This is a genomic window from Trinickia terrae (assembly GCF_005144415.1).
Taxonomy (GTDB): domain Bacteria; phylum Pseudomonadota; class Gammaproteobacteria; order Burkholderiales; family Burkholderiaceae; genus Trinickia_A; species Trinickia_A terrae.
Genome location: NZ_SWJE01000002.1, coordinates 45,787 through 71,111, shown reverse-complemented (window position 1 = coordinate 71,111; position 25,325 = coordinate 45,787). Strand labels below are relative to the sequence as shown.

Annotated in this window: 26 protein-coding genes and 1 pseudogene; 16 read left to right on the top strand and 11 right to left on the bottom strand. The window is 65.2% G+C overall.

What is annotated here, in order from left to right; genetic code table 11:
* Positions 1-17 precede the first annotated feature (17 nt).
* The 9 genes from hrpD5 to sctU form a co-directional block, all read right to left on the bottom strand.
* Positions 18-1,031, bottom strand: a complete 1,014-nt coding sequence (gene hrpD5 / locus FAZ69_RS03465; RefSeq protein WP_136892562.1) for an HrpD5 family protein — start codon at positions 1,029-1,031, stop codon at positions 18-20.
* Positions 1,032-1,078: 47 nt separating this feature from the next.
* Positions 1,079-1,846, bottom strand: coding sequence for a hypothetical protein (locus FAZ69_RS03460; RefSeq protein ID WP_136892561.1), 768 nt, complete (start codon positions 1,844-1,846; stop codon positions 1,079-1,081).
* Positions 1,843-2,103: a type III secretion system export apparatus subunit SctS gene (gene sctS, locus FAZ69_RS03455; protein WP_136892560.1), complete on the bottom strand. Its 261-nt coding sequence runs from the start codon at positions 2,101-2,103 to the stop codon at positions 1,843-1,845. Before sctS ends, FAZ69_RS03460 begins: the two co-directional genes overlap by 4 nt.
* Positions 2,104-2,106: 3 nt before the next feature.
* Positions 2,107-2,754, bottom strand: coding sequence for a type III secretion system export apparatus subunit SctR (gene sctR / locus FAZ69_RS03450; RefSeq protein WP_136892559.1), 648 nt, complete (start codon positions 2,752-2,754; stop codon positions 2,107-2,109).
* Positions 2,738-3,838, bottom strand: a complete 1,101-nt coding sequence (gene sctQ, locus FAZ69_RS03445; protein WP_136892558.1) for a type III secretion system cytoplasmic ring protein SctQ — start codon at positions 3,836-3,838, stop codon at positions 2,738-2,740. Before sctQ ends, sctR begins: the two co-directional genes overlap by 17 nt.
* Positions 3,835-4,557 carry a type III secretion system protein SctP gene (gene sctP, locus FAZ69_RS03440; protein ID WP_136892557.1) on the bottom strand — a complete coding sequence of 241 codons (723 nt, stop codon included), beginning with the start codon at positions 4,555-4,557 and terminating at the stop codon, positions 3,835-3,837. The genes sctQ and sctP overlap by 4 nt, the downstream gene beginning before the upstream one ends.
* Before the next feature lie 829 nt (positions 4,558-5,386).
* Entirely contained in the window at positions 5,387-5,611 is a 225-nt protein-coding gene (locus FAZ69_RS03435) for a SymE family type I addiction module toxin (RefSeq protein WP_136892872.1), read from the bottom strand.
* Positions 5,612-6,125: 514 nt separating this feature from the next.
* Positions 6,126-8,177: a type III secretion system export apparatus subunit SctV gene (gene sctV / locus FAZ69_RS03430; RefSeq protein WP_136892556.1), complete on the bottom strand. Its 2,052-nt coding sequence runs from the start codon at positions 8,175-8,177 to the stop codon at positions 6,126-6,128.
* On the bottom strand, positions 8,174-9,292 hold the full coding sequence (gene sctU, locus FAZ69_RS03425; protein WP_136892555.1) for a type III secretion system export apparatus subunit SctU: 1,119 nt from the start codon (positions 9,290-9,292) through the stop codon (positions 8,174-8,176). The genes sctV and sctU overlap by 4 nt, the downstream gene beginning before the upstream one ends.
* Before the next feature lie 934 nt (positions 9,293-10,226).
* On the opposite strand from sctU, the gene FAZ69_RS03420 reads away from it, so the two are divergent.
* The 12 genes and pseudogenes from FAZ69_RS03420 to FAZ69_RS03365 form a co-directional block, all read left to right on the top strand.
* On the top strand, positions 10,227-10,727 hold the full coding sequence (locus FAZ69_RS03420; RefSeq protein ID WP_169708543.1) for an HrpB1 family type III secretion system apparatus protein: 501 nt from the start codon (positions 10,227-10,229) through the stop codon (positions 10,725-10,727).
* Between the two features lie 10 nt (positions 10,728-10,737).
* Positions 10,738-11,148 carry a hypothetical protein gene (locus FAZ69_RS03415; RefSeq protein WP_136892553.1) on the top strand — a complete coding sequence of 137 codons (411 nt, stop codon included), beginning with the start codon at positions 10,738-10,740 and terminating at the stop codon, positions 11,146-11,148.
* Positions 11,149-11,159: 11 nt separating this feature from the next.
* A complete protein-coding gene (gene sctJ / locus FAZ69_RS03410) occupies positions 11,160-11,960 on the top strand; it encodes a type III secretion system inner membrane ring lipoprotein SctJ (protein WP_136892552.1) in 801 nt (266 codons plus the stop codon).
* The gene (locus tag FAZ69_RS03405) at positions 11,957-12,655 is read left to right on the top strand and encodes a type III secretion protein HrpB4 (protein WP_136892551.1); all 699 of its coding nucleotides are present in this window, start codon (positions 11,957-11,959) and stop codon (positions 12,653-12,655) included. The genes sctJ and FAZ69_RS03405 overlap by 4 nt, the downstream gene beginning before the upstream one ends.
* Positions 12,640-13,413, top strand: a complete 774-nt coding sequence (sctL, locus tag FAZ69_RS03400) for a type III secretion system stator protein SctL (RefSeq protein ID WP_169708542.1) — start codon at positions 12,640-12,642, stop codon at positions 13,411-13,413. The genes FAZ69_RS03405 and sctL overlap by 16 nt, the downstream gene beginning before the upstream one ends.
* 1 nt (position 13,414) lies before the next feature.
* Positions 13,415-14,734, top strand: coding sequence for a type III secretion system ATPase SctN (gene sctN / locus FAZ69_RS03395; protein ID WP_136892549.1), 1,320 nt, complete (start codon positions 13,415-13,417; stop codon positions 14,732-14,734).
* Between the two features lie 674 nt (positions 14,735-15,408).
* The gene (locus FAZ69_RS03390) at positions 15,409-15,912 is read left to right on the top strand and encodes a hypothetical protein (RefSeq protein WP_136892548.1); all 504 of its coding nucleotides are present in this window, start codon (positions 15,409-15,411) and stop codon (positions 15,910-15,912) included.
* Complete coding sequence (sctT, locus tag FAZ69_RS03385) at positions 15,905-16,741, top strand: type III secretion system export apparatus subunit SctT (RefSeq protein WP_136892547.1); 837 nt, start codon at positions 15,905-15,907, stop codon at positions 16,739-16,741. The genes FAZ69_RS03390 and sctT overlap by 8 nt, the downstream gene beginning before the upstream one ends.
* A gap of 247 nt (positions 16,742-16,988) precedes the next feature.
* Positions 16,989-18,443, top strand: a complete 1,455-nt coding sequence (locus tag FAZ69_RS03380; protein ID WP_169708541.1) for a helix-turn-helix transcriptional regulator — start codon at positions 16,989-16,991, stop codon at positions 18,441-18,443.
* Between the two features lie 31 nt (positions 18,444-18,474).
* Positions 18,475-20,415: a type III secretion system outer membrane ring subunit SctC gene (gene sctC / locus FAZ69_RS03375; protein WP_169708540.1), complete on the top strand. Its 1,941-nt coding sequence runs from the start codon at positions 18,475-18,477 to the stop codon at positions 20,413-20,415.
* A gap of 17 nt (positions 20,416-20,432) precedes the next feature.
* Positions 20,433-20,873 carry a GNAT family N-acetyltransferase gene (locus FAZ69_RS03370; protein ID WP_136892545.1) on the top strand — a complete coding sequence of 147 codons (441 nt, stop codon included), beginning with the start codon at positions 20,433-20,435 and terminating at the stop codon, positions 20,871-20,873.
* 100 nt (positions 20,874-20,973) lie between these two features.
* Positions 20,974-21,110 (top strand): annotated as a pseudogene (locus FAZ69_RS03365) (IS5/IS1182 family transposase); the annotation flags it as partial.
* Positions 21,111-21,116: 6 nt separating this feature from the next.
* Here the strand turns inward: FAZ69_RS03365 and FAZ69_RS03360 are convergent.
* A complete protein-coding gene (locus FAZ69_RS03360; protein ID WP_136892544.1) occupies positions 21,117-21,587 on the bottom strand; it encodes an Lrp/AsnC family transcriptional regulator in 471 nt (156 codons plus the stop codon).
* Between the two features lie 206 nt (positions 21,588-21,793).
* Here FAZ69_RS03360 and FAZ69_RS03355 point away from each other — a divergent pair, with 206 nt between their 5' ends.
* The 4 genes from FAZ69_RS03355 to FAZ69_RS03340 all read left to right on the top strand — a co-directional run bounded on the left by FAZ69_RS03355 (position 21,794) and on the right by FAZ69_RS03340 (position 23,542).
* Complete coding sequence (locus tag FAZ69_RS03355; RefSeq protein WP_136892543.1) at positions 21,794-21,988, top strand: hypothetical protein; 195 nt, start codon at positions 21,794-21,796, stop codon at positions 21,986-21,988.
* The gene (locus FAZ69_RS03350) at positions 21,985-23,001 is read left to right on the top strand and encodes a D-cysteine desulfhydrase family protein (RefSeq protein ID WP_240702101.1); all 1,017 of its coding nucleotides are present in this window, start codon (positions 21,985-21,987) and stop codon (positions 22,999-23,001) included. The genes FAZ69_RS03355 and FAZ69_RS03350 overlap by 4 nt, the downstream gene beginning before the upstream one ends.
* Positions 23,002-23,066: 65 nt before the next feature.
* Positions 23,067-23,282 (top strand): tlde1 domain-containing protein, encoded by a 216-nt coding sequence (locus FAZ69_RS03345; RefSeq protein ID WP_136892542.1) that lies wholly within the window; start codon positions 23,067-23,069, stop codon positions 23,280-23,282.
* Complete coding sequence (locus FAZ69_RS03340) at positions 23,279-23,542, top strand: hypothetical protein (RefSeq protein WP_136892541.1); 264 nt, start codon at positions 23,279-23,281, stop codon at positions 23,540-23,542. The genes FAZ69_RS03345 and FAZ69_RS03340 overlap by 4 nt, the downstream gene beginning before the upstream one ends.
* Positions 23,543-23,699: 157 nt before the next feature.
* Here the strand turns inward: FAZ69_RS03340 and FAZ69_RS03335 are convergent, their stop codons facing one another.
* The gene (locus FAZ69_RS03335; protein WP_136892540.1) at positions 23,700-25,274 is read right to left on the bottom strand and encodes a hypothetical protein; all 1,575 of its coding nucleotides are present in this window, start codon (positions 25,272-25,274) and stop codon (positions 23,700-23,702) included.
* Positions 25,275-25,325 lie beyond the last annotated feature (51 nt).

Below are 25,325 nucleotides of genomic sequence, written 5' to 3'. Positions count from 1 at the left end.
TCGATTGGATGGATCAATCAGTTGAGGGTATGCGGCTGGGTGGTGTGCGGATCGACGAAATGCTTCGTTCCGTCGCTCGACACCATGTATTGCAGATCGTCGACGGCGAGCAGCGACTCGACGTCGGCGGGGGCGGCCATGCGGTCGTCGGGCGTGAACTGCAGCGCGATGCGCGTGACCATCGGCACGAGATCGCCGCTCACCTGCTCGAGCGTCTGGCGCGCCGCGTCGGCGTGCTTCGCGACGCCCGCGACCGCGAATTGGCGGTCGCCGAGGTAGCGGACCGTCAGCGCCGGATCGTGCAGCGACTCCTGCAGATCGCGCGTGATCTGGTCGATGCAGCCGATGCGCCAGACCAGGCGGTTCGGGGCGATGCGCTCCAGCGCGTTGCGGGCCATCGCTTCGCTCGCGCTGTCGGGGACGACGCCGACGATCGCAAAGCGGCCGTCCTCCGTTTTCACTTCGACGTCGGCAAGCTTGAGACGCGCGAGCGTGGCTTCGAGCATCTCGGCGGTGATCCGCGGGGCCCCGCCGTGCGCGGCGCCGGCGCTCACGCGCGGCTGCAGCACTGCGGGCAGCGCGATGCCGGCGCAGCCGATCGCGACGAGCGCCGCGCCCGCAAGCCCGGCGTTGCGCAACGTGTGGTGCTTGCGCGGCGCGCCGGCGCGGACGGGGGGCGTTTCGAGCGCGGCCGTCAGCGCAGGGGCCTCGGCGGCCGGCGCGGGTGCGAGCAGCGTTTCGAGCAGCGCGATGTCCGAGGGCCACGCCGCATCGGCGTCGCCCGCGCACAGCACGATGGTGCCGAAGCGCTGCGGCACGAAGTCGTCGAGCATGACGGCGGGGGCGTCAGCCGTCAGCGCTGCGATCGAAAGGCGTCCGTCTTCGTGATGGCTCAGGTGCATGGCAGGCAAGTCCCAGTCGCTGATCTGAATGTCCGCTGCGTCATCGTTGCCGATGCGCGTCAGCGTTGGATTCAACTTTATGCGGGCTCCGGCGTGGCGGCCGGTCAGCAAACGAATTTCCTTGGTCATGAGCGAACTCCTGGTGTCGTCGTTTGGAGGGCGTCGTGCCGCCCCGTTCAAGCGGCCGGCGCCGCGCGGCGGTGGCCGAGCAGCGAGTGGATCTTGGCGAGCGCGAGCGCACGCTCCTTGTCGGTGCGCATACGCTTCAAGTTCAGCATCATCAGCGGCAGCAGCAGGTTCATCGATTGTTGTTGCAGGGGCGCGCGCCCAGCGGGCGCATCCACGGCTTCGATCAGGCGCGCGCGAACCAGCGCGAGCGCGCCGGCCGCATGCATGGCCGGCGACGGCAGCGAAAGGAAGTCGCGCATCACCGCCAGCACTTCGTAGGTCGAAGACCCCGCGGGCTTCGCAGCCGCTCGCGCGGTGCGCGCGCCGAGCAGTGCCGCTTCGGCTTCGAGGCGCGCTTGATCGACGTTGTCCACGTCGTCCGCCTTGGCCGCCGAGCGGGAGAGCCGCGGGCGGCGCGGCGAGAGTCCGGCGCTTGCCGTGTCGCGCTCCCCGTCGCTTTGCTGCTGGCCGCCGGTGTTGCCGCGCTCGCCGTTGCGGCGCTCGCCGACGCGCATCACCATCTCCGCGTTACGCTGCAGATGCTCTTCGAGCATCATCAGCAGCTCTTCGCTTGCGCCGCTTTCGTCGATGCCGTCCTGCGAGTCGGCGCCGCGCCGCTTTTTCGCGCGCTGGCGGTTGGCCGATTTGCGCAGCTGCGCGCGGGCGTGCTCGTGATGCCGGTGATGTCCGTGTGCGGCTGGCGTGCCCGGCGTGTCCTGCGACGACGCGGAATCGTCGACGGGCGGCGCTGCGGGCGAGTGGATGCGCAGGCTCATGGGAACACCGTGCGCAGGATGGATTGCGCGAACTGCATCACGGCCGAGGCGCCCCAGGGCGCGGCGACGATGATCACGACGGTCACGATCAGGAACTTGATGCCGTGCGAGATGCTCGTGTCCTGCAGCGACGTGACCGCCTGGATGAACGAGATCAGGAGGCCCGCCGCGGCCGCGATGGCCACGGCGGGCAGCGAGACGAGCAGGCACAGCGTCAGCGCGTTGGTCGTCAAGTGGGTGATGGCGTCGGCATCCATGTGTCACCTATAGGTCGAAACGAGGCCGTGAATCAGCGTCGACCAGCCGTCCAGCGAGACGAACAAGAGCAGCTTGAACGGAATCGCGACGTTGGTCGGCGTGACTTGCGAAAGCCCGAGCGCCATCAGCAGATTGGCGACGATCAGGTCGATCGCGACGAACACGAGATAGAGCAGAAAGCCGATCTTGAAGGCCGAGGTCAGCTCGGTCAGCGTGAAGGCGGGCGCGAGCACGATGAGGTCGTCGGCCTTCAGCTCGGCGGCCTTGTCGGGCGGCCAGATCTGTTGCGCGGAGCGCAGGAAGAAGGTCTTCTCGCGCTCGGCCGTGTGCTTCTCCAGGAATTGGCGGAACGGCTCGCGCGCGGCATCGAAGATCGGCATCACCTGGCTCGTCGGCGACTGCTCGCTCGTGAGCTGCGCGCGATGCACGGCCTCCATGCCGACGGGCGCCATGATGAAGCACGAGACGATCATCGCGATGCCGTTGAGCACCGTGTTCGGCGGCACCTGCTGCACGCCGAGTGCGTTGCGCAGGAGCCCCAGCACGACCACGATCTTGGTGTAGGACGTCACCACCATCGCCGCGAACGGCAAGAGGCCGAACGCAAGCAGGCCGACCAGCAGCGAGGCGACGTCAAGATTGCCGTTCATCGCTGGCCGCCATGCGTTCGATTTGAAGGCCGAGGTTGTCGCCCACGGCGACGAGCTTGCCGAGCGCGATCGTCTGCCCGTACGAGACGAGGCGCACGGCCGCGTCGCTGACGGGCAGCGGCAGGTCGACCACGTAGCCCGGCTGCAGCGCGCCCAGCTGCGCCACGCTCAGGTTGACCGTGAGCAGCTCGATATGCACGGGCAGATCCATGGCTGCGACCTCGACGATCGCCTCGTTGGCGCCGGCCGCCGAGGCGGCGGCATGCGGGTTGAAGTCGTCGAGTTGCGCGTCGTTGACTGTGGTCACGTGAGTCTCCAGGGTTACGGAATGCGTATCGACGCGAACGCCTGCGATGAGCCGGCGGCCGCGCGCTGCGCCGAAGCGCAGCGACGCGTGTTCGAGAGGCTGCCCTTCAACGTACGGCCCCGACGGCTGCCAGCCGAGCAGCACGTCGTGGCGCTTGAGCGAAGCGAGGAGCAGGGGGGAGCAGCGGCGGCTTCTCAGGCGCACGGCGCCGGGCACGACGATGTCGTCGATCGCGCCGGGCCTGGGAGCGGTATGGCGCGCAATCCATTTGCGCGCGTATTCGTCGGCAAGCGCGGCGGGCAGGTCGCAGATCAGGCAGTGCTTTTCGATGCCGTCGACGGTGAACGAGAGCGGCACGCCGGGGATGTCGACGGCGTTCTCGGTGAGCAGGATCGCTTTCACCGAAGGCGTGCCGCCTCGCTCGGTGCGCATGCGCGCGAGCAGATCGGAAAGCCACAGGTTGGCGAGCGCCGTGGCGCGCTTGGGCTCGGTATCGAGCGCGATGGTGTGCAGCGCGGGATAGTCGTGCGCGTCGGCGACGACGGTGATCGGGCCATGCGCGCATTCGAGTTCGAGCGCGATGGCGCGCTCGTACGAGGCGAGTCCGATGTTGCGTGCGCGCAGGCCGTACTCCGCGCCCGGATGCACGGAGCGTGCATCGCCGAGCGCGCGGCACAGCTGGGCGAGCGCGCCGGGGTAGCGCGGCAGCCCGCTTTCGAGCGCGGAAGGACTGACTTCGTTGGCCATGCCCGGTTTCTCCACTTGAAGCTGATTCATGCAATCACGTCGACGTCGATCTGGCGGCTCAGCACATTGGCGAGGCGCGTGCGCAGTGCGTCGGTGTTGTCAAAGATAAGTTGCGACGAACGCGCGTCCGTCGTTTCAAAGCGAAGAACCATGCGCGACGGCGAAAGTTGCAGATGCAACGAAGTCTCGGGCAGCACGGCGGGGTTCATCGGCAGCGTGACTTCCCACGCGGCGTCGTCGGTCGCGCCCGTCATCGCGCAGAAGCGCGCGATGCGCTCGGCGACCTGCTGCGTGAAGACCTCGCCGTGCGCGGCGCTCGCGCAGGCGCGCACGATGTGTTGGCCGAGGGCGAGGTCGTCGGCCGATGTTTCGGCGGGCTGTTTTTTCTTGCGGGCGGCGCTGCGTATCGATAGCGTTGTTTTGGCTAGCGGCGGCTCCGCTTCGGCGAGTGCATCCGCAAGCTCGGGAGGCGTGAGTGGTCCGCTCGTGGCATCCGGGTTCGGCAGGACCGCCGTTTCGGCATCGAGCGATGAAGCTCCGCTGTCGACCGGAGCATCTGGCTCCGCTTGCGGTTCGGCGCAGGGCGCGTCCTGCATGCTCGCGAGCGCCGACGTCTGCGCGGCCAGCGCGCGAAAGAGCTGCACGGCGGACGTGCCGGCCGCGCCGCGCTTGAGCGTCGCAGTGGGGCTCGCGGCCCCGGCCCCGGGCACGATGCGGACATCGCGGGCGTTGCGTGCGCGATCGGTCATGAGTGTTCCACAGGCGCGAGATTCATCGTTAAGCCTCGCGGTGTTGAGTCGTTCACGGATGGCGGTCTATGGTGCCGCCATGGCGGTGGCGTGTGTTTGCGCCGATGGTTCGTAACGTATCCGCCTTGCATGCGCTGCGCGGCGCGATGGCGCGAAATCTCTGGCTCCTCAGCGAATTTCTGGCCGTGGTTTGTTTCTTGCCGTTTGGGTTTTCGTGAAAACTTTGAATTCGCGGCGGTGCGTATAGTCCGTCCCTGCCCGGGACCGGGGTCACTTTGGTCTTGCCCAAAGTAACCAAAGGCGTGTCCTAGGCGGACGGCCTTGGCCCGTTAGCACTCAGTCCTGTTGGCCGTAGCGGTCTTTGGGTTCCAGCGTCTCCGCACGCCGAACCGCCGAAGCGCACGCGGCTCGTGGTCGCCTCGGCTTCGAATCAAACCCATGTCGCCGGTCAGGAAAGGCCTGAAAAGGCTCGTCTTGCAACGCATGCCCCACGAAACCTAAATCCGCCCTCTTGGGCGTGGCCTTCCGTTCAGTTGGGTTTTTGAGGTCCATGCGCGAGGCTTTGAGGCTCATGAGCGAAGCTCGGACGGCGGCGCGCGGGGCTCTGAGGCCCACGCGCGAGGCTCGGACGGCGGCACGCGAGGGTTTGAAGCTCATGTGCGAGGCCCGGACGGCGGCACGCGAGGGTTTGAAGCTCATGTGCGAGGCTCGGACGGCGGCGCGCGAGGGTTTGAAGCTCATGCGCGAAGCGCGGGTCGTGGCGCGCGGGGCTTTGAGGCCCATGTGCGAGGTTCGAGCCTCGCGCCGGGTTCGCTGTCTATGCGATCACTTACGCAGGCGTGATCACAAGCCGTTCTTGCTGGACTTCGATCTTGAGTTGCTGATGGGGTTTGAAACCGGCGTGCTCGAGCCATCGCCCAGAGAGCTTGAACCAGAGCACGAGGGGTGGGCGGTTACGGGGTCGAGGCAAGTAGGGCCGCCAGCGGCGGCATTGCTGAATCGTGACGCGGCGCTCGGGGTGAGCGGGACGTGAGGTAACATTGGCGTCAGCCATGATCGACTCCTTTGGAGAGTTGATGGTGGTCAGCGGGTCGTATGGGTTGCCGCCCATACGGCCCGCGCTGCGTTTACGGCATCAGATGCGTGTGTGCCTCCTGTGTAAGCGATTGGGTTTAGCGGAAGTCATCGAGTCACTGTATGGATAGTCAGTCATCCGATCAACCTGTCCGTTCGATAGAGGGAGGCGGTGTGGCCGGAAGGCGAAGACAGGATCGGAGCGCTGCCGAATCGACGCCTTCAATTTGTTTCGAAGCTGGGCGACCACGAGCCGCGTGCGCTTCGGCGGTTCGGCGTGCGGAGACGCTGGAACCCAAGGACCGCTACGGCCAACAGGACTGAGTGCTAACGGGCCAAGGCCGTCCGCCCAGGACACGCCTTTGGTTACTTTGGGCAAGACCAAAGTGACCCCGGTCCCGGGGAGGGACGGACTATACGTACCGCCGCGATATCAAAGTTGCACGACAAACCCAAACGGCAAGAAACAAAACACCCCCAAACCACATAGCGAGTCAAAACGTCAGCCGCCCGACCGGCGTCAGATGCGCGTCGGAGCCAAGCTCCTGGAACGAATAGACATGCAGCCAAGGAAAGCGCTGCTCGATCATCCGGCGCGCGTAGCGGCGGATGTCCATGGCCGTGACGACGGCCACCTGCCTGGCGGGCTCGGCTCCGCAGATGCCTTCGAGATTGCCTAGCAGCGTGTCGATCAGCGACGGCTCGAGCGCAAGAAAGTTGCCCGCCGGCGTCGGCTTGATCGCCTGGCGGATCGCCTGCTCGACCTCGGGATCGAGCACGATCGTGGGCAGCTCGCCGGTGCCGCCCGTGGCGCGGTGCGCGATGAAGCGCCCGAGGTCGCCGCGCACGTACTCGGTCACCATCAGCAGGTCTTTTTCCTTCGGCCCCCAGACGACGAGGCTTTCGAGAATCACGCGCATGTTGCGGATCGGCACGTGCTCTTCGAGCATGCGCCGCAGCACTTCGGCGATGCGCTGCACGGGCAGCGCCTTCTGCACTTCGGCGACGAGGCCCGGGTAGTCGGCGCCGGCGCGCTCGAGCAGCCACTGCGTTTCCTGCAGGCCGATGAAGAGCTTGGCCTCGGCGGCGAGCCGCGCGGCGGCATGCTGCGCGATCAGCGTTTCGCGGCCGATCGCGGTGTGGGCCGCATCGCCCGTCACTTTCGCCGCATCGATCCAATAGCTGACTTCGAGGCCGGCGACGCTCACGCGCTTCTCGCAGTGTTCGAGGAGCGCCTCGGGCGCTTCGCGCAACACGGTAATCCCGGGCGGCAAATCGACCGGATCGGACGGCACGTCCTGAACGAGCAGCTGGTAGGCGTGGTCCTTCAAATCGTCGGCGATCCAGATGGCGGTGCGCGGAAACGGCAGCCCGAGGTCCGCGCTCAAGTCGCGGCGGCCGCGCTCGAAGGCGGCGTCGAGCGCTTCGGCGTCGATCAGCGCGGCGAGCGCGGGCGACAGGCGGATCGCGAGCGGCACGGCGAAGGCGGGCGGCTTGTTCGAGATGGTCGGCGCCTTCTCCTTCGAGCCTTCGCGCGTGAGCGCCTTCAGCTCGGGGCCGGCCGGCTCCTCCGTCTTGCGCTGCTTGCGGCGCAGCGCGAAGCCGCCCGCCGCCAGCGCGCCCGCGAGCACGACGAAGAGCGCCGACGGGAAGCCCGGCACGAGCGCGAAGCCGCACAAGAGCGCCGCGGCGCTAAAGAGCGCGCGCGCGTTGCCCGAGAGCTGGTGGATGATTTCGGTGCCGAGCGAGCGCGGTTCGGCGTCTTCGTCCGACACGCGCGTGATCAGCACGCCGGCCGCCACCGAGATCAACAGCGACGGAATCTGCGAGACCATCGCATCGCCGATCGAGAGCACCGAGAAGCGGTTCGCCGCTTCGCCGGCCGACATGCCGTGATAGCTCACGCCGATCACGATGCCCCCGAGGATGTTGACCATCGTGATCACGAGGCCGGCGATCGCATCGCCCTTGACGAACTTCATCGCGCCGTCCATGCCGCCGTGCATCTGGCTTTCCATCGCGAGCAGCGCGCGGCGCTTCTGCGCCTGCTCGGCCGTGAGGTTGCCGGCGCGCACGTCGGCGTCGATGCTCATCTGCTTGCCGGGCATGCCGTCGAGCGTGAAGCGCGCGCCAACTTCGGCGACGCGCTCCGAGCCTTTCGCGATCACGATGAATTGCACCGTCGTGATGATGAGGAACACCACCAGCCCGACCACGAGATTGCCGCCCACCACAAGCTCGCCGAAGCTCTCGATGATGTGGCCCGCATCGGCGTTGAGCAGGATCGACTTCGTCGACGCGATGTTCAGCGAGAGCCGGAACAGCGTCGTGAACAGCAAGAGCGACGGAAACGCCGAGAGCGACGTCGCCTTCGGGATGTACATCGTGACCATCAGCAGTACGACGCTCACTGTGATGTTGATGCCGAGCAGCGTATCGATGAGAAACGTCGGCAGCGGAAGAATCATCAGCGCGATGACCGCGACGACGACGCCGGCGATGGCGACTTCGCCGCTGTACTGCGAGAGTTGAGTGCTCTTGGTCATGACGGCAGGCCTCGGGAAGGGAAGGCGGAGGAATCGGGAGAGGTGGTGCGGGCGGCCCGGCTGTCGGCGTGGGCGTCGGCGGCGAGGTCGTCGACCCAGGCGAGCACCGCGGCGACCGCCTTGAAGCACGCTTCGGGAATCGCATCGTCGAGCGGCACGAGGTAGAGCGCGCGCGCGAGCGGCGGGTTGCGCACGATCGGCACGCCGTGGCGCTCGGCCATGCGGCGGATTTCGAGCGCATCGGCGTCGACGCCCTTGGCGACCACGCGCGGCAGGTCGTACTCGTCGGGGCTGTAGCGCACGGCGACCGCGAAGTGCGTCGGGTTGACGATGACGGCCTGCGCGCTCGCCACTTTCTTTTCCGGATTGCTCTCGACGATCTCGCGTGCGACCTGCTTGCGCTTGCCCTTCAGCTGCGGGTCGCCCTCGGAGTCCTTGTGTTCGCGCTTGACGTCGTCCTTGCTCATGCGGTGGTCGCGGATGAAGAGCCAGCGCTGCACGGCCCAGTCGGCGGCGCCGATCACGAGGTAGAGCACGCCGCCGACGGCGAACAGGCGGCACAGGGCGGTCCACGAGATCTGGATCAGGTCGGGGACCGGCTCGTAGGCGACGCCGACCATCAGCGGCACGAGCGAGAGCAGGGTCTTCCAGAGCGCGAAGATGATGATCGCGGCCTTGACGAGCATCTTCGCGAGGTCGACGAAGGAGCGCATCCCGAACATGCGCTTCAGCCCCGAGCCGGGATTGATCGCGCTGAACTTCGGTTCGAGCGGCTTGAACGAAATCTGGAAGCCGACTTGCGCGGCGACCGAGACGATCGCCGCGATCACGGCGACGCCGAGCGGAATCGAGAGCAGCAGCGCCTGCATCGCGATGCCGGTCATGGCGCGGCGCAGGTCGAAGTCCGGCTCGCTCGCCGCGCGCACATCGTCGAGCGCGATGTGCAGCATCGCGCGCAGATGCTCGCCCATCGCGGGGCCCGCGAACGAGAAGCCGAGCGAGGCCGTGAGCAGCAGGAGCGCGAACGCGAGGTCGTTGCTCTTGACGGTCTCGCCGTCGCGGCGCGCGTCCTTCAGCTTCTTCTCTGTCGGCTCTTCGGTTTTCTCGTCGGACATTGATAGCGCTCCGCTTGAATTGGGGCGGTACTTAAGAATCGGTGTCGAGTCTCGCTGTGTTCCGCTTGGTGCGTGCCGGCGGGCGACGAAACGGTGCGTCGTTCGGCGAAAGGTGTTCGGTGTTTTGTTTCTTTTCTTGCTGGTTGGGTTTTCGTGGAAAGTTTGGGTTTTCGTGAAAACTTTGATATCGCGGCGGTCCGTATAGTCCGTCCCTCCCCGGGACCGGGGTCACTTTGGTCTTGCCCAAAGTAACCAAAGGCGTGTCCTGGGCGGACGGCCTGGCCCGGAGGCACTCAGTGCTGTTGGCGATAGCGTTCTGGGGGCTACTGTTGTCGCTCGCCGTACGGCCCGTTAGCACGCGGCACGGGATTACGCAGAGTCGAATCAAACCAATACTGATGGTCAGGCAAGGTCCGAAGACCCTTGTCTTTCGATGCGGCGCATGCCCCCGTGCTCACATCCAATCGCAGGCAACGTGGGGCGCGGCCAAACCGATGTCTTCCATTTGTTTCGTTGCAAGGCCATTCGGTGCCGCGTGCTAACGGGACGTGCGGCGAGCGGTGACGCTTGCCCTAGACCGCTATCGCTGGCAGGACTGAGTGCTAACGGGCCAGGCCGTCCGCCTAGGACACGCCTTTGGTTACTTTGGGCAAGACCAAAGTGACCCCGGTCCCGGGGAGGGACGGACTATACGGACCGCCGCGATATCAAAGTTTTCACGAAAACCCAAACTTTTCACGAAAACCCAAACGGCAAGAAACAAACCACGGCCAGAAATTCGCTGAGGAGCCAGAGATTTCGCGCCATCGCGCCGCGCAGCGCATGTAGAGCGGATACGTTACGTCCATTGGCGCAAACGCACACACGCACGCCGCCGACGTGGCGGCACCGTAGACCGCCATCCATGAACGACTCAACACCGCGAGGCTTAACGATGAATCTCACGACATGCAGCAATCGTCTTGTGTCCGGCCTGGTCGAGATGCTGACCTGGGCGGCAAGAAAGGGGCACCTGGACGAAGCCGACCGCCTGCTCGCGGCGCTTCACCTGATGCGCCCGAAGTTCGTCGAATTGCATGCGTACGACGCGTGGCTCCTGATCCGCCGCAACCGCATGGCCGATGCCGCGCAGATGCTGCGCCAGCTCGAAGGGCGCGATTTGCAGGCGCCGTTCGGCCCGTACGTGACGGCGCTGCTGGCCGTCTGCCTGTCGTCGCTCGGCGACCCGAGCTGGCGCATTTACGCAAACGAAGTGATCACACGCGACGAGGATGCCGAATCGGTCGGCCTGGTGGGCCTGTTGATGGGCAAGCGCGACAAAGACGCCAAGGACGCCGCAAACGGAGCCAACGGAGCCAACGACAAGGCCACCGCATCGGCCGCCGCCGCGGACCTGCTGCGCCAGGCGATGTCGTTCAGCTACCTGCGCGCGTAAGGAGCCTGCCATGACTTCCGCAGTCGCACCGATCCCGCCGCTGCCGCCGATGAGCGGCGTGGAAGCCGCCGGTGGCGCGGGCCCGGCCTCCGCCACCGGCGCGCAGGCGCCGGGCGGCCTCGGCGAGCGTTTCCGCCAGGCGCTTTCCGAGGCGCGTCTCGTGCCGGAAGAGGGTACCCATGTGACGGGCCCGTCCTCGATCTCTCAGGCCGTCACGTCGCAGGACGAGGCGTTCGGCCAGCTGACCGCGAAGATCGACGCGTTCGAAGCGTCGAGCGGCAATCTCTCGTTGCAGCAGGTCACGGCGCAGTCGCTGCAGATCCAGCACGAGATCACTCAGCAGATGGTCAAGATCTACGTCGGCACGGCCGTGGCGCAGGGCGGCAAGGGCACCGTGCAGACCTTGATGAAGAACCAATGACAGGAGCTACGATGCGCCGCTTACCGAACGTATTCCGCGCGCTGGCGCTCGCCGTCGTGAGCGCCGCGCTGCTCGCCGGCTGCAGCAAGCAGTTGTTCGCGCAACTGCCCGAAGCCGACGCCAACGAACTGATGCGCGTGCTGCTCGAAGCCGGCATCGACGCGAGCAAGTCGACGCCGGACAGCGGCAAGTCGTGGGAGGTGTCCGTCGACGAGGACGACTTCGCGCGTTCGATGGAAGTGCTGCGCGCGCACGGGCTGCCGCATCAGAAGTACACCTCGCTCGGCGAGATGTTCAAGAAGGACGGCCTGATCTCGACGCCGACCGAGGAGCGCGTGCGTTTCATCTATGGCGTATCGCAGCAGCTCTCGGCGATGCTTTCGCGCATCGACGGCGTGGCCTATGCCGACGTGCAGATCGTGCTGCCCAACAACGATCCGCTCTCGAATGTCGTGAAGCCGTCGTCGGCGGCGGTGTTCATCAAGTACCGCGCGGGCGTCGACATCCAGGCGCTCGTGCCGAGCATCAAGAACCTCGTCGTGCACAGCGTCGAAGGGCTTTCGTACGACAACGTCAGCGTGACGCTCGTGCAGGCCTCCGAGCCCGCGCCGGCGCCGGTCAGCGATGACCGGACGCGCGGCGGCCACGGCCTGACGATCGGGCTCGCGGTGGCGGCAATGTTCGGCGTGCTCGCGGCCCTGGGCGCGGCGGCGTTTGCCTTTGCGCCGGAGCGCGTGAAGCGTGCGATGCCGTGGCTCGACAAGGCTAAGCGTCTCAATGCGCGTGAAGCTAAAGAGGCGCTCACGACATGACCGCTGCCGCAGCCCATCCGCTGATCCGCATGCTCGCGGCCTTCGAGGCCCGTGTGCGCGACCTGGCCGGCGTGCTCGGTGATGCGTCGCGCGAGTTCACGCTGCCGGACGAGGGCCGAGACCCTGCGCTCGACGCGCACGCGCATGCGATCCGGGCCGAGGCGGCGCGGCGGATCTGGTTCGGCGCGCCAGTGCCGCTCGCGGCGTTTCTGGAGCCGGGCAACCGCATCGCGATCCTCGCGCCCGATGCGCTGCGGCGCCTGTCCGCGGCGCGCGCGCTGTTTGCCTGCCGCGATGCGGTGCGGCGGTGCGTCGACAGGCGCGTGCGCGACGCTCTCGCCGCCAGCATCGGTCCCAATGCGCTGGCCGTGCTGTTGGCCTTGCCGGCCGAGCACGGCGGCGCCGATCACGCGCTGCCCGCCGATGTCTCGTCCGACGCACTCGCCCGCGACGGTTGGCGTGCGCTTGCGGCCTCGGGCGCATGCAGCAATGCGAGCCTGCGCAACCTCGTGGAGTTGAACCTCGCGATGGCGAGCGACGAGCAGGGGCCAGCGCCCGATATCGCGCGGCTCGGCGCGGACGACGTCGACGCGCGCTGGCGGGACGACGCCATGCCCGACAGCGCGAACGAAACGAATCGATTCTTTTCCGCCGCGAGCGGCATGTTTCCGGAGCTCCAATGGCTATTTGGCTGAAGAACCACCCGCAGGTCGTGGCCGTCGACACGGACGTCGTGCGCGCCGGAGAGCTCGCGCGCGTGATCGAGCTCTCCGACGCGGTCGACGCCCTGCACGAGCTCGTCGCCGCGACCATGTCCGACGCTACCGAGCGCGCGCGCGCGCTCGTCGAGAAGGCGCGGCTGGAGGCCGACGGCTTCGTCGCGGCCGCGCGGCGCAAGTTCAACAACAGCGCGCGGCTCGGCTACGCGGCGGGCAACCGGCGCGCGCTCGCCGAGGTGCACGCGCGCTATCTCGCGCGGCTGCGCCGCGAAGAGGAAGAGCTGCGCACCTCGGCGGACCGCCTCTCGCGCATCGTGATGAAGGCGATCGAGCAGGTCGTCGCCGAGAGCGACCGCGATGCGCTGATGCGCCGCGTCGCGCTGACGGTCGGCCGCGCGCTCGACGACGCGACGCACCTGACCGTGATCGTGCCGCCGTCGGACGCCGAGCGCGCGCAGCGCTTGTTCGGCGAGCTCAGCCGGGAGGCGTCGCCGCCGCTCAACGTCGAAGTCATCGTGAACGACGACGCGCCCGAGGGCACCTGCACCTGCGATTGGGACTATGGCGTGATCGAAGCCGACCTGAGCGCGCAACTCGCCGGACTCTCACGCGCGATTTCGAAGGGCGCGGAGCTTGAGGATTGGCCGGATGGCGATGCGGCAGGCTACGTCGATGCCGATGACGAAAGCGGCGACGATTACGGCGCTCAAGACGAACACACAGGAGCCGCCTGACATGGCCACGATCCTCGATCTCGCCGACCGCCTCGAAGCGGCGCTCGCGCCGGGCGCGTCTTGCGAGCGCTACGGCAAGGTGCTCGAGGCCGTCGGCACGCTCGTGAAGGTGGGGGGGCTCGACGTGCAGATGGGCGAGCTCTGCGAGCTGCGCCACGCGGACGGCACGCTGATGCAGCGAGCGGAAGTCGTCGGCATCGCGCGTCAGCATGCGCTGCTCGCGCCGTTCGGCAGCATGACCGGCCTCTCGCGCAGCACGCGCGTGACGGGCAGCGGCCGGCCGCTTTCGGTGCCCGTCGGCGAGGGGATCCTCGGCCGCATCCTCGACGGCCTTGGCGAGCCGATCGACGGCGGCGGCCCGATCGAGGCCGAAACCTACGTGCCGGTGTCGGCCAACGCGCCCGATCCGCTCGAACGCCGCATGATCGAAACGCAATTGCCGACCGGCGTGCGCGTGATCGACGGCCTGATGGCGCTCGGTGAAGGTCAGCGCATGGGCATCTTCGCGGCGGCGGGCGTCGGCAAGTCCACGCTGCTCGGCATGCTCGCGCGCGGCACCGAATGCGACGTCAACGTGATCGTGCTGATCGGCGAGCGCGGCCGCGAAGTGCGTGAGTTCATCGAGCTGATCCTCGGCGAGGAAGGGATGGCGAAGAGCGTGGTGGTCTGCGCGACCTCCGACCGCTCGTCGATCGAACGCGCCAAGGCCGCTTACGTGGGCACGGCGATCGCCGAGTATTTCCGCGACCGCGGCCTGCGCGTGCTCCTGATGATGGATTCGCTCACGCGCTTTGCGCGCGCGCAGCGCGAGATCGGCCTCTCGGCCGGCGAGCCGCCGACGCGCCGCGGCTTCCCGCCCTCGGTGTTCGCCGAGCTGCCGCGCCTCCTGGAGCGCGCGGGCATGGGCCGCGACGGCTCGATCACGGCGCTCTACACGGTGCTCAACGAAGACGAGGAGGGTGGCGACCCGATCTCCGAGGAAGTGCGCGGGATTCTCGACGGGCACATGATCCTGTCGCGCAAGATCGCCGCGCGCAACCGCTATCCGGCCATCGATGTCCTCAACAGCCTCTCGCGCGTGATGACGCAGATCGCCTCGCCCGAGCATTGCTCGGGGGCGGGCCGGATGCGCAAGCTGATGGCGAAGTACGACGAGATCGAGATGCTCTTGCAGATCGGCGAGTACAAGCCCGGTAGCGATCCCGCCGCCGATGAGGCGATCGAGCTGCACGAAGAGATCGAAGCGTTCGTGCGCCAGCGTACTGATGAGCTGGCCGATATCGAAGAGACGCGCGGTGCGCTTGTTGGGTTTGTCGAATGAGGGTTGGTAACTGTGGTGGGGGGGCGATTCGGAGCGGCGTTAGGTTTAGGTTTTCGTGAAAACTTTGATATCGCGGCGGTGCGTATAGTCCGTCCCTCCCCGGGACCGGGGTCACTTTGGTCTTGCCCAAAGTAACCAAAGGCGTGTCCTAGGCGGACGGCCTGGCCCGGAGGCACTGAGTGCTGTAGGCGATAGCGGTCTGAGGGCTACCGTTTTTGCTCGCCGTGCGTCCCGTTAGCACGTGGCACGGAATGGCCTTGCGGCGAAACAAATGGAAGACATCGGTTTTTCTGCGCCCTATGTCACCCACGATTGAAAGTTAGCAGGAGCGCATGAAGCATGCATCGCAAGACAAGCGCCTTCGGACCTTGCCTGACCATCAGTATTGGTTTGATTCGAATCTGAGCAATTCAGTGCCGCGTGCTAACGGGTCGTACGGCGAGCGATGACGGTAGCCCCATCGACCGCTACCGCCAACAGAACTGAGTGCTAACGGGCCAAGGCCGTCCGCCTAGGACGCGCTTTTGGTTACTTTTGGCAAGGACAAAAGTGACCCCGGTCCCGGGGAGGGACGGACTATACGTACCGCCGCGAATTCAAAGTTTTCACAAAAACCCAAGCAGCAAACCAACAAACCGCCAGAAAAAGCAGAGAAACAAGCGAAGGAACCCACGATGAGCCGCGCGCTGAAGCAGATATGGAAGGTCGTCGTCAAGGCGAAGGAGCGAGCGAAGGAGCGGCTGGAAGACGAGCTCACCCAAGCGCGGCAGCATCACGAGGGCTTGCTTACCGAACTCGCCGAAGCGAACGCGCAGGCCAGCCACGCTAAGCGCCAGCAGCTCGCCCACGAAGAGAAGATCGCGAACATGCTTGCCGATCCGCGTGGACTGTCGCCGTCGGCCTATCTCGACTACGACGTCTATCGCGCGCCGCTTGCGCAGACGGTCGAGGAGGCGAAGCACGGCGTGCGCCGCGCGAGCGAGGCGGCCGACGAGCAACAGCGCGCCGTCGAGCGCCTGAAGGCGAGCGTGCGGCGCGCCGAGGCGTCGGTCGACGCCGCGCGCGAGCAACTGAAGAAAACCATCGCGGACGCGCAGCGCCGCGAGCAGGAACGCACCGACGAAGAAGCGGCCGAAACCGCGGCCGCGCGCATGAGACGCGGAGAATCGAATGCATGAGGGACTGGCGCTCGGGCAGGCGCTCGCAGATCTGTTCAGGGACTACGAGGGTTTCTTTCTGACGCTCGCGTTGAGCGCGGTGCGCATCGCCGTGGTGTTCCAGATGCTGCCCGCGACGAGCGGCGAGATGCTGCCGGGGCTCGCGCGCAACGGCATCATCTACGTGCTCGCGATTTTCGTCGCGGCGGCGCAGCCTGCTCACCATTACGACGACCTCGGCTCCGCGCAGCTGATGGTGCTGTCGCTCAAGGAGATGTTCCTTGGCGCCGTGCTCGGTTTCGCGGCCTCGACGGTGTTCTGGATCGCGCAATGCGTCGGCACGCTGATCGACGACGTCGCCGGCTACAACAGCGTGCAGATGACCAACCCGCTGCGCGGCGACCAGAGCACGCCGATCTCCAACACGCTCATGCAGCTCGCGGTGACGCTCTTCTACGTGAGCGGCGGCATGACCTTCCTCGTCGGCGCGCTGTTCGAATCGTTCAAGTGGTGGCCGCTTGCGTCGATCACGCCGTCGATGAGCGGCATCGCCGAATCGTTCATCGTCGCGCGCACCGATTCGATCATGACGGCGACCGTGAAGCTCGGCATGCCAATCATGCTCGCGCTCGTCCTCATCGATCTCGCGATCGGGATTCTCACGCGCGCCGCCGACAAGCTCGAGCCTTCGTCGCTGAGCCAGCCGATTCGCGGCGCGGTCGGTCTCTTGATGCTGATTTTTCTGGTCGCGGTGTTTGCGCAGCAGGTCGCCGGTTCGTTGAGGCTCGATACCTTCCTGCACGAGGCCGCCGCGCTGGCGGCCCCGTCCGGCGGGGCTTCCAGGCGTTGAGAATGGTTGAGGCGAGACGGCGTTGAGATTGCGTTGAGGATTGAGGATTGTTGAGTTGAGCGTTGTTGTAGCGCGTTGTGAAGATTGTTGTGGATGTAGGGGAGATCGTTGAAATTGCCTCTCCCTAGCATGATTAATATGGATTCCAACAAAGGCGCTTCGCAAATATGTACGCAAATGCGCCGATGTACGGTCCATGCCCGGTCGGCCGAATCCAGACGGGGTCTCTTCGCAAGAGAATCAAGCTATGTATCCAACGGTCTATATGGCGTTGCTGTCCGCTCTCAAGTTCCGCAACACCTTGCCGCGCTACACGGCGGCCATTCTCGATGGCGATTTCTCGCGCGCCTACTGCACGGTCGACGATGCGGCCGACGCGGCGCGCAACGGCGCAGGCAATGGCGCAAAGCAGCGTGAGCGCAGCAACGAGGAACTGACGGCGCTCGCCGACGTGTCGATGCTCATCGACGACGCCGAGAAAGCGGAGGAGTACTACCGCCGCGCACAGAAGATGATCTGGAAGGATGACGTGCAGCTGCGCGTGCAATCGTGCCGCAACACGGGCTGGACCTCGCTGATGCTCGGCCGCTTGAGCGTCGCGCAGCGCAGCTTCGCGCGCATCGCGGCTCAAGCCGACGCGCAAGTGGAGGAGCGCATCGAGGCTTATGTCGGCATGTCGCTCGCGCATCATCAGCTCGCGCAGCAGCAGGCCGCCGACGACGCGCTCATCGAAGCCGCCGATCTCGCCGATGCCTGCAGCGAGCCGCGCTATCGCCTGATGATCGACCTGCTCGCCGAAGAGTTCGACGTGCGTCTGCAAGTGCGCGCCGCGCGCGCCCTGAACGATCACGCGTTCTGGCAGTCGGCGCTGGCGTGCTCGTCGATGGGGCCTGGCGGCCGCACGCGTCCCGAGCCCGCTTCGGCGATCGCCTCGCGTCCCGCGATCCACGCGCGGCGCAGCGAAGAGCTGCTCGGCATGGCGCGCCTCGCGAACGGCGAGCGCCATGCGTCGGCGCAACTGCTCGCGGCGCGTGCGCGTCACGGAGCGGTGAGCACGCGGCAAGTGTTCCATGCCAACCTCGACATGATGCTGGCCGCGCTCGCCGGCGGCCTCGACGACATCGCCGCCGACATCATGGACCGCATGCCGCCCGGCAACGCCGAGGAGCAGCGCCGCAATGTCGACTACCTGTACGGCCTTTCGAAGGCGGCCGCGCGCCGCGGCAACGCGGCCGAGGCCCTCAAGTTCTACTCGCACTACACGGCCGAGGCGCTGCGCTGCCTGCGCACCGAAGCGCCGCCGCTGCGCGCCGCCCACAGCACGCGCCAGCGCGCGAACGCCGCGAGCGACGACGTCGCCGCGCGCCTGCCCGCCAAGTACCGGCGCGCCTATCGCTACATTGTCGAAAACATCGACCGCGAAGACCTGACGACGCGCGAGGTCGCCGCCGAGCTCGACGTGACGATGCGCACGATCCAGCTCGTGTTCAAGCGCGCGCTCGGCGTGACGCCGTGCGGGCTGATCCGCTCGCTGCGTCTCGAAGGCATCCGCGAGGACCTGCTCGCGGAAAACGGCCCGGCGCCCGCGGTGTTCGATACCGCTGCCCGCTGGGGCCTGAAGAGCCGCTCGACGCTCGCGAAGGGCTATCGCAAGTACTTCGACGAATCGCCGTCGGAAACGATCGTCGCGCATGCGCGCTGATCCCCCTTCGATTTCGCGTGGAGCGCATGAGATGAATGGCTGTGCAGGCAAGCGGCGGCGCGCGCGCGCGCTCGTCCTGGCGATGGTGATGGGGTTCGGCGTCAACGTGCCTGATGCATGGGCCAAGCCGATTCCGTGGAAGTCGAATCACTTCCAGTACGTCGCCGACCACAAGGACTTGAAGGAAGTGCTGCGCGATCTCGGCGCGAGCGAGAACGTGATCACGTGGATTTCGCCGCAAGTCGACGGCGCCGTGACGGGCCGCTTCGACGAGACGCCGCAGCGCTTCCTCGATCGAATGGCCGATTCGTTCGGCTTCATCTGGTACTACGACGGCGCGGTGCTGCGCGTGTCGGGCCCGAACGAGGCGAAGAGCGCGACGATCGGCCTGACCCACGCATCGACCGAAGACCTGCGCCGCGCGCTCGCGCGCCTGAACGTCACCGATCCGCGCTTTCCGGTGCTCTACGACGACGCCACCGGCACGGCCCTCGTCTCCGGTCCGCCGCGCATGGTGGAGCTCGCCACCGACGTCGCGCACCTGATCGACCGCGACGTCGAGCGCGCGGACGCGCCGCAGATCCGCAGCTTCCCGCTGCACTATGCGTGGGCGACCGATCGCACGATCACGATCAACGGCCAGTCGATGCTGGTGCCGGGCGTCGCGTCGGTGCTGAGGAGCCTCTATCCGGACAGCGCGGGCGGCAATGGCGCGCGCACCGATGCCGCGCCGCGCGCCGATGCCTACAAGATGCACAGCCTCGATACCGCGAGCCCCGCGCCGGGCTACGGACGCACCATGACGGGCGGCGGGATACCGACGCTGCCGGGCCTCTTTGGCGGCTCGGGCGGCTCGGGCGGCTCCAACGCGTATGACCGCAACAACCCGCCGCCGCTGCCCGCGAACTATGCGCAGGTGAGCGCAGCGGGGCAGCCGCCGGGCCTGCCCGCCGACGGCGCGGCAGGCGCGGGCGACACGCCCGCCCCGCACGCCGACAACCCCGTGATCCAGCCCGACCAGCGCAACAACGCGATCCTGATCCGCGCGCGCGCCGAGGCGATGCCGGCGTTCGAGAAGCTGATCGCCTCGCTCGACAAGCGCCCCGGCGTGCTCGAGATCGACGCGAGCATCATCGAGATCACCGAGACGGGGCTGAAGCAGCTCGGCGTCGACTGGCGGCTCCACAACAGCCACTTCGATCTCGAGACCGGCAACGCGCAGAACGCGCAGGCGGCCAACCCGGACTCGCTCAATCCGCAGGGCTTCAACAATCCCAACAACACGTCGGCGGCCGGCATTCTCGCGACGCCGCAGGGCGCGGTGCTGACCGCGGTGATCGGCGGGGCGAGCCGCTATCTGCTCTCGCGCATCAGCGCGCTCGAGCAGAGCGACAATGCGCGCATCACGGCGAGCCCGAAGGTCGCGACGCTCGACAACGTCGAGGCCGTGATGGACAACAAGCAGACCTTCTACGTGCCGGTGCAGGGCTACCAATCGGGCGACCTGTACAGCGTATCGGCGGGGGTGACGCTGCGCGTGCTGCCGAGCATCGTTCTCGACCAGGGCAATCCGCAGATCCGGCTCGACATCCATATCGAGGACGGCCAGCTCACGGGCCAAACGGTGCAGAACCTGCCTGTGGTCAGCAACAGCACGATCGATACGCAGTCGCTGATCGAGCAGGGGCAGAGCCTCTTGATCGCGGGCTATCAGGTCGACAACACCGACGACAGCAAGTCGGGCATTCCGGGCCTCTCGAAGATTCCGCTGATCGGCAAGCTCTTCCAGTACAAGAGCCATACGGGCAGCAAGTTTCAGCGGCTTTTCCTGCTCACGCCGCGCATCATCTCGGCGGGGCCGGGGCAGGCCTTGCCGCAGGTGTCGATGCAGACGCCGGAGCAGGCGCCGCTGCCCGCCGGGTCGTGCGTGAATTGTCCCGTGCTTCCCGTGGCGTCCCGGGAGTCCGACTGATCATGCGGCGGCTCCGAATGACGGATCACCTCGACCTCGGGGTCTACTACGAGGCCGATGCGAGCCACTACGCGGCGTCCGGGATCGACGTGCGGCAGGTCTTCAGCAAGGAGAGGTTCATCGAGCGCTACAAGGGGTGCCGCTCGATCGGCTTCGTGTACGACGACACGCCGATCGGCGGCGTCATCTACGACGGCGGATATGTGCACATCGCGGTGCTGCCCGACTATCACGGACGCTGGGCGTGGCTCTGGGAGTCGGCGCTCGACTGGCTGTTCGGCTTCCGGACGGAAGCGCTGGCGGCGGTGGATGCCGGAAATCGCGCTTGTCTGGAGTTGATGAGGCGCAATGGATGGTCGCCGGTGAGCGACGTCGATGGGACGGTGACCTTTCGGATTACGCGGGAAGGGCGGGCGTGCAGGGCGGCGCGTAGGGGGCGCGAGCCGAAATTGGTGTAGCTCGCCGTTGGGGGCAGCATTCCTCCGGTGAACTCAAGCCACGTCATGCGGTGTAAGCGCCCAACGCCTCCAGCGGAACGTGCAGCTTCTTGTCTTCCGCGAACGCATCATCTCCTGGCTTCACAACTTCCGGCGACTGCGCATCCGCTTCGAGCACCTGGCTTTCATCCACCAAGCCTTTCTGACACTGGCCTGTCGCACATATGCTGGCGACAACTGGAAAACTCATTTTGTTAACGCCTCTTATACCGGCAATCTAGGCGAACGCTTAATTTCCTTGATCGCAAAACTGGTGCATATCTCTTTCACGTTCCCCAAAACTCTGATTTTGTGCATCGCCACTTCGTGAAATTCTTCCATATCGTGCACCACGATTTGCAAGAGATAATCATAACGGCCCGAGATATTATGGCAGGCGACCACATTTGGAAATGCCATTACGCCGGCCTCAAAAGCGCGCATTGACTTCTCCGAATGATTGTCGAGCATAATATTGACAAAGGCAAATAATTTTAATCCTAGAGCCTTCTGATTAAGCGTCGCGTGATACCCTTGCACAACATCTTCCTCAAGACGCTTAAGCCGCTTCCAACAGGCCGGCGCAGAAAGCGATATCTCAGCGGCAATTTCGGCATTCGTGAGGCGTCCATTTGCTTGCAACAGACGCAAAATCTTTAAATCAATTTCATCAAGGTCTGTGTTTCGCTTCGACATCTGGAAAACCTCCTCGGCAAGGGCCGAAATATGCTCATCATGCCATATCGATAATATTCTTCTGGAAGGTTAATTTTATTTCCCGTTTCGTGCAATGGCCTAGGTAGTAAGAAAGAAAATTAGGAGAAGAAGGGGGCAGACTTTCTGCTCGTACGCGCCGAGGAAAAACGAGCCGCACGACCTCTGGTTCCTGCGGAGCGCGAGCAATGAGCGAAAATACTGGATACGAGCTTGTCGCGAAAGCACTTGGACCTGTGGCCGCCGACCCGTCCGACCTGCCGTGGAAGTGCTTGCGAGCCGGAATGATGCTCAAGCCAAAAGCACGATCGTTTTTTTCGGTCAGAAATCGCTCGTCACAATCTGCATCTCAAACACCTAATCTGTCTGGAGATTTTCGTTGAACTTGAATATGCCTCAACTCGCGGGGTTTCCTCGCTTTTCGCTCGACGCAACGTCAACCCCTATTCAGCCTCTGGAGAAGCTCAGCCGTTACCTCGGCGGCGCAAACATTTTTGTCAAGCGAGACGATGTCCACTGGATTGGTGGTGGAGGAAACAAGCTGCGCAAACTGGAATTTCTTATCGGCCAAGCATGTAAGGAGCGGGCCGATGTTGTGATCACGGTAGGAGGAAAGCAATCGAACCACGCTCGGCTAACCGCGGCAGCAGCAGCTCGCGCAGGCCTGAAGTGCGAACTCGTTCTCTCGAGGATGGTCGACCGCGACGACGAAGATTACACGCGCAACGGCAACGTCCTCATTGACCGCCTATTTGGCGCCACCATCCACGATCTTGCTGAAGGAGTTGATCCAGTCGCATTCGCACAAGACCGAATCAATGAACTTGAAACCAACGGCTCGCGCGTTTTTTTCTGTCCGCTTGGTGGATCGAGTCCTATTGGGTGTCTGGGTTACGTCAACGGATACTACGAGATCGCGCAGCAAGAAAAGGAGGCTGGATTCCGATTCAAGCAGATACTCATGGCAAATGGCAGTGGGGGAATGCAAGCAGGCCTCCTCGCAGGTGCGGCAATCTCGGACGGCGACTTCACACGGATCCGCGGCTTTACTGTTCTCTCGGATGAGAGCGAGGCACGAGCAAATACACTCGCGAAGCTGCGTGAGACGGCCTTGTTGCTCGCCGCTGATTCCGATTTCCCCGAAAGCGCAGTGCAGATCCGCGCAGATCAACTGGGTTCTGGCTACGGTCTTCCAACCGAGCAGGCAATCGAGGCAATCGCACTAGTGGCGAGCAAAGAAGCGATTCTTCTCGACCCTGTCTATAGCGGAAAGGCTTTCGCGGGATTGATAGAGGACATCCGCACTGGCGAGCTAGCTCGAGGATCAAACGTACTGTTCATTTTGTCTGGGGGCGTCACTTCGTTGTCTGCGTACCGTCGTCAGCTGGTGCGATGATTTGCTTGGGGATGGTTTTCGCCACAACTGGTCTCGACCACTAAGAAGCTTTAACTAAATGTTGCATGGGGGCTGCTTACTTTTGGTCGTTTCTGTTAAGGAAGGTTTGCAAAAGTCAGTTCAGATTGCACCCCAAAGGCCACTTGGGTATCAGCGAGGGATGTATCACCATCGAAAATATGAATGATTGGACTCGCATCCGTGCCATATTTTCTGATGCGCCGAAAGTCTCGGTTCCGGGTTCTGCGCTCAAGGCGTACGCCGAACTGATCGTGTCATGAAAAAGCTGCTCGGATACTTTGCGATCGCAATTTGGTTGGTGGTCTCGATCTTCTCGAACGCGATCTGGTGGATCAGGCACCCGGACACAGCTCTCAATTTCTCGAATCCGCTATGGAGCTGGCTCGTTGGAATCTACGACGCAAGGAACGCATCGCAGGAGACGGATCTGGCGTTCTTGGTTTCGTCGGCCTGCATCGTTGTTGCGACTGCCGCGGTTGTGTTGTGCTTCAGGCGGATGTTGCGGAAGTCGCATACGTGATAGCGAGGTGAGGCCTTCCTCGTTTCTCGTGTAAAAGCAAAAAAACCGGCGTATCTACGATGCGCCGGTTTTTTTTGCTTCGAACTGCTGAGCCTTCACACGGCGAGAAGACGGGAGGAAAAGACAGCAAGCGAGGGGACAAGCCCCCTCGCTTGCATCAACTGTCGCCCGTCAACTCGGCGCGGCGCTTGTCGGCGCCGCTCGTGTGCGAGCCCATCCCGGCCTGCAGCATGAACATCTCGAGCATCAACTGCTCCTGGTCGGCGGAGCTGGCTCCGCTCGTCGCCGGGTTGCTGGCCAGCGTATTGTTGGCCGCGTTCTGCGCATTCTCGTTGGCGTCTTCCTTCTTCCGAGGCTTGGCTTCTTTCTGCGCTTGCGCATCTTCGGTTTCGGCCGGATGAACCTTGCTGCTGCCCTTGCGCAGACCGAGGCGCTCGGCAACCGAGACCTTGCCGGAGCCGCCGAGCGAGAACTTGCCGCCCGAGCTGCCGCCTAGCTTGGCAAGGCTGCTGCCGAGCGAGAGCTTGCCCGAACCGCCGCCCAGTTTGCCGAAGCCGCTGCCCAGCGAGAACTTCCCGCTGCCGCCGTGCCGCGAGCTCAGTCCGTCAGCCGCCGCGCCGGCCGCGATGCCCGCGGCCGTCCAGCCCATCGCGCTGCCTTCGCCCCCGCCTTGCGGCATGAGCTTCGACATGACCGGATCGATGATCTTGCTCTGCACCTGGTTGCTGACTTCCATCTCGCCGACGTTCTTCGCGATGCCCTTGGCCATCTGCGCGACGTTGCCGTGCAGGGCGCCTGCGATCGCGCCGTCGAGCTGCGCGTTGCCGATGTGGGCGTTGGCGAGCACGTTCGCGCCGACCGATGCCATCGCGCCTTCCGGCGTGAGGTCCGCGGCGACGTTCAGCGCGTCCATGCCGGCGCTGCCGAGCGCGCCCATCGCCGCGCCCCACTTGCCGTGGGCGGCGTCGTTGACAGCCGCCACCGTGCCCTTGATCGCGCCTTCGGTGCCCTGGACGACCTGTTCGCCGACCTGATCGACGCTCTTGACCACATCGTTCTTGACTGCGTCGTAGCCTTTCTCGACCTTGCCCATCGCCTTGTCGAAGCCCTTGCCGAGATGCATGCTGGCAAGCGAGTCGACGGTGGCCTGGCTCGCCGACGTGGCGACATCGGCGTAGGTCTTGAAGCCGTCTTCGGCGGTCTTGACGGTGTCGTCGAGCGCCTGCTGCCAGCGGCCGTGAACCACGTCGCCGCCGACCTTGAGCGCGTCCTTGCCGACCTTGCCCACGTCCTGCGCGAGGTTCTTCTCGACCATGCCGACACCGGTGGCGATGCCCTTGCCGACCTTCTGAATGCCGTTCTCGGCCTTGTTCATCGCGCGGTCGAGCTTCTTGCTCAGATGCGAGTGGGCGAGCGAGTCGACCGTCGCCTGCTCTCCGGCGGTTCCGGCGTCGTAGGCCGTCTTGGCGAGATCCTTGCCCGCATCCATGGCCTTGTTCAAGGCCTGGTGGAGGTGGCCTTCCATCAGCGCGCCGGCCGCTTCGGCCGCGTCCGTGGCAACGTGCGCCACGTCCTTGGCGAGTTCCTTGCCGACCTGCTCGACGCCTTTGGCGACACCTTCGGCGACCTTCCCGACGTCCTTGGCAGCCGTCTCGACGCCGTGGACGACGTCCTTGGCCACATGCGCGATATCGTGACCGATGCTGTCAACCGCATGTTTGATTGCACCCATGTTGGTTCCTTTGAGTCTGTTCGTTCGCGTGAAACGGCGAAGGCCGGCGTT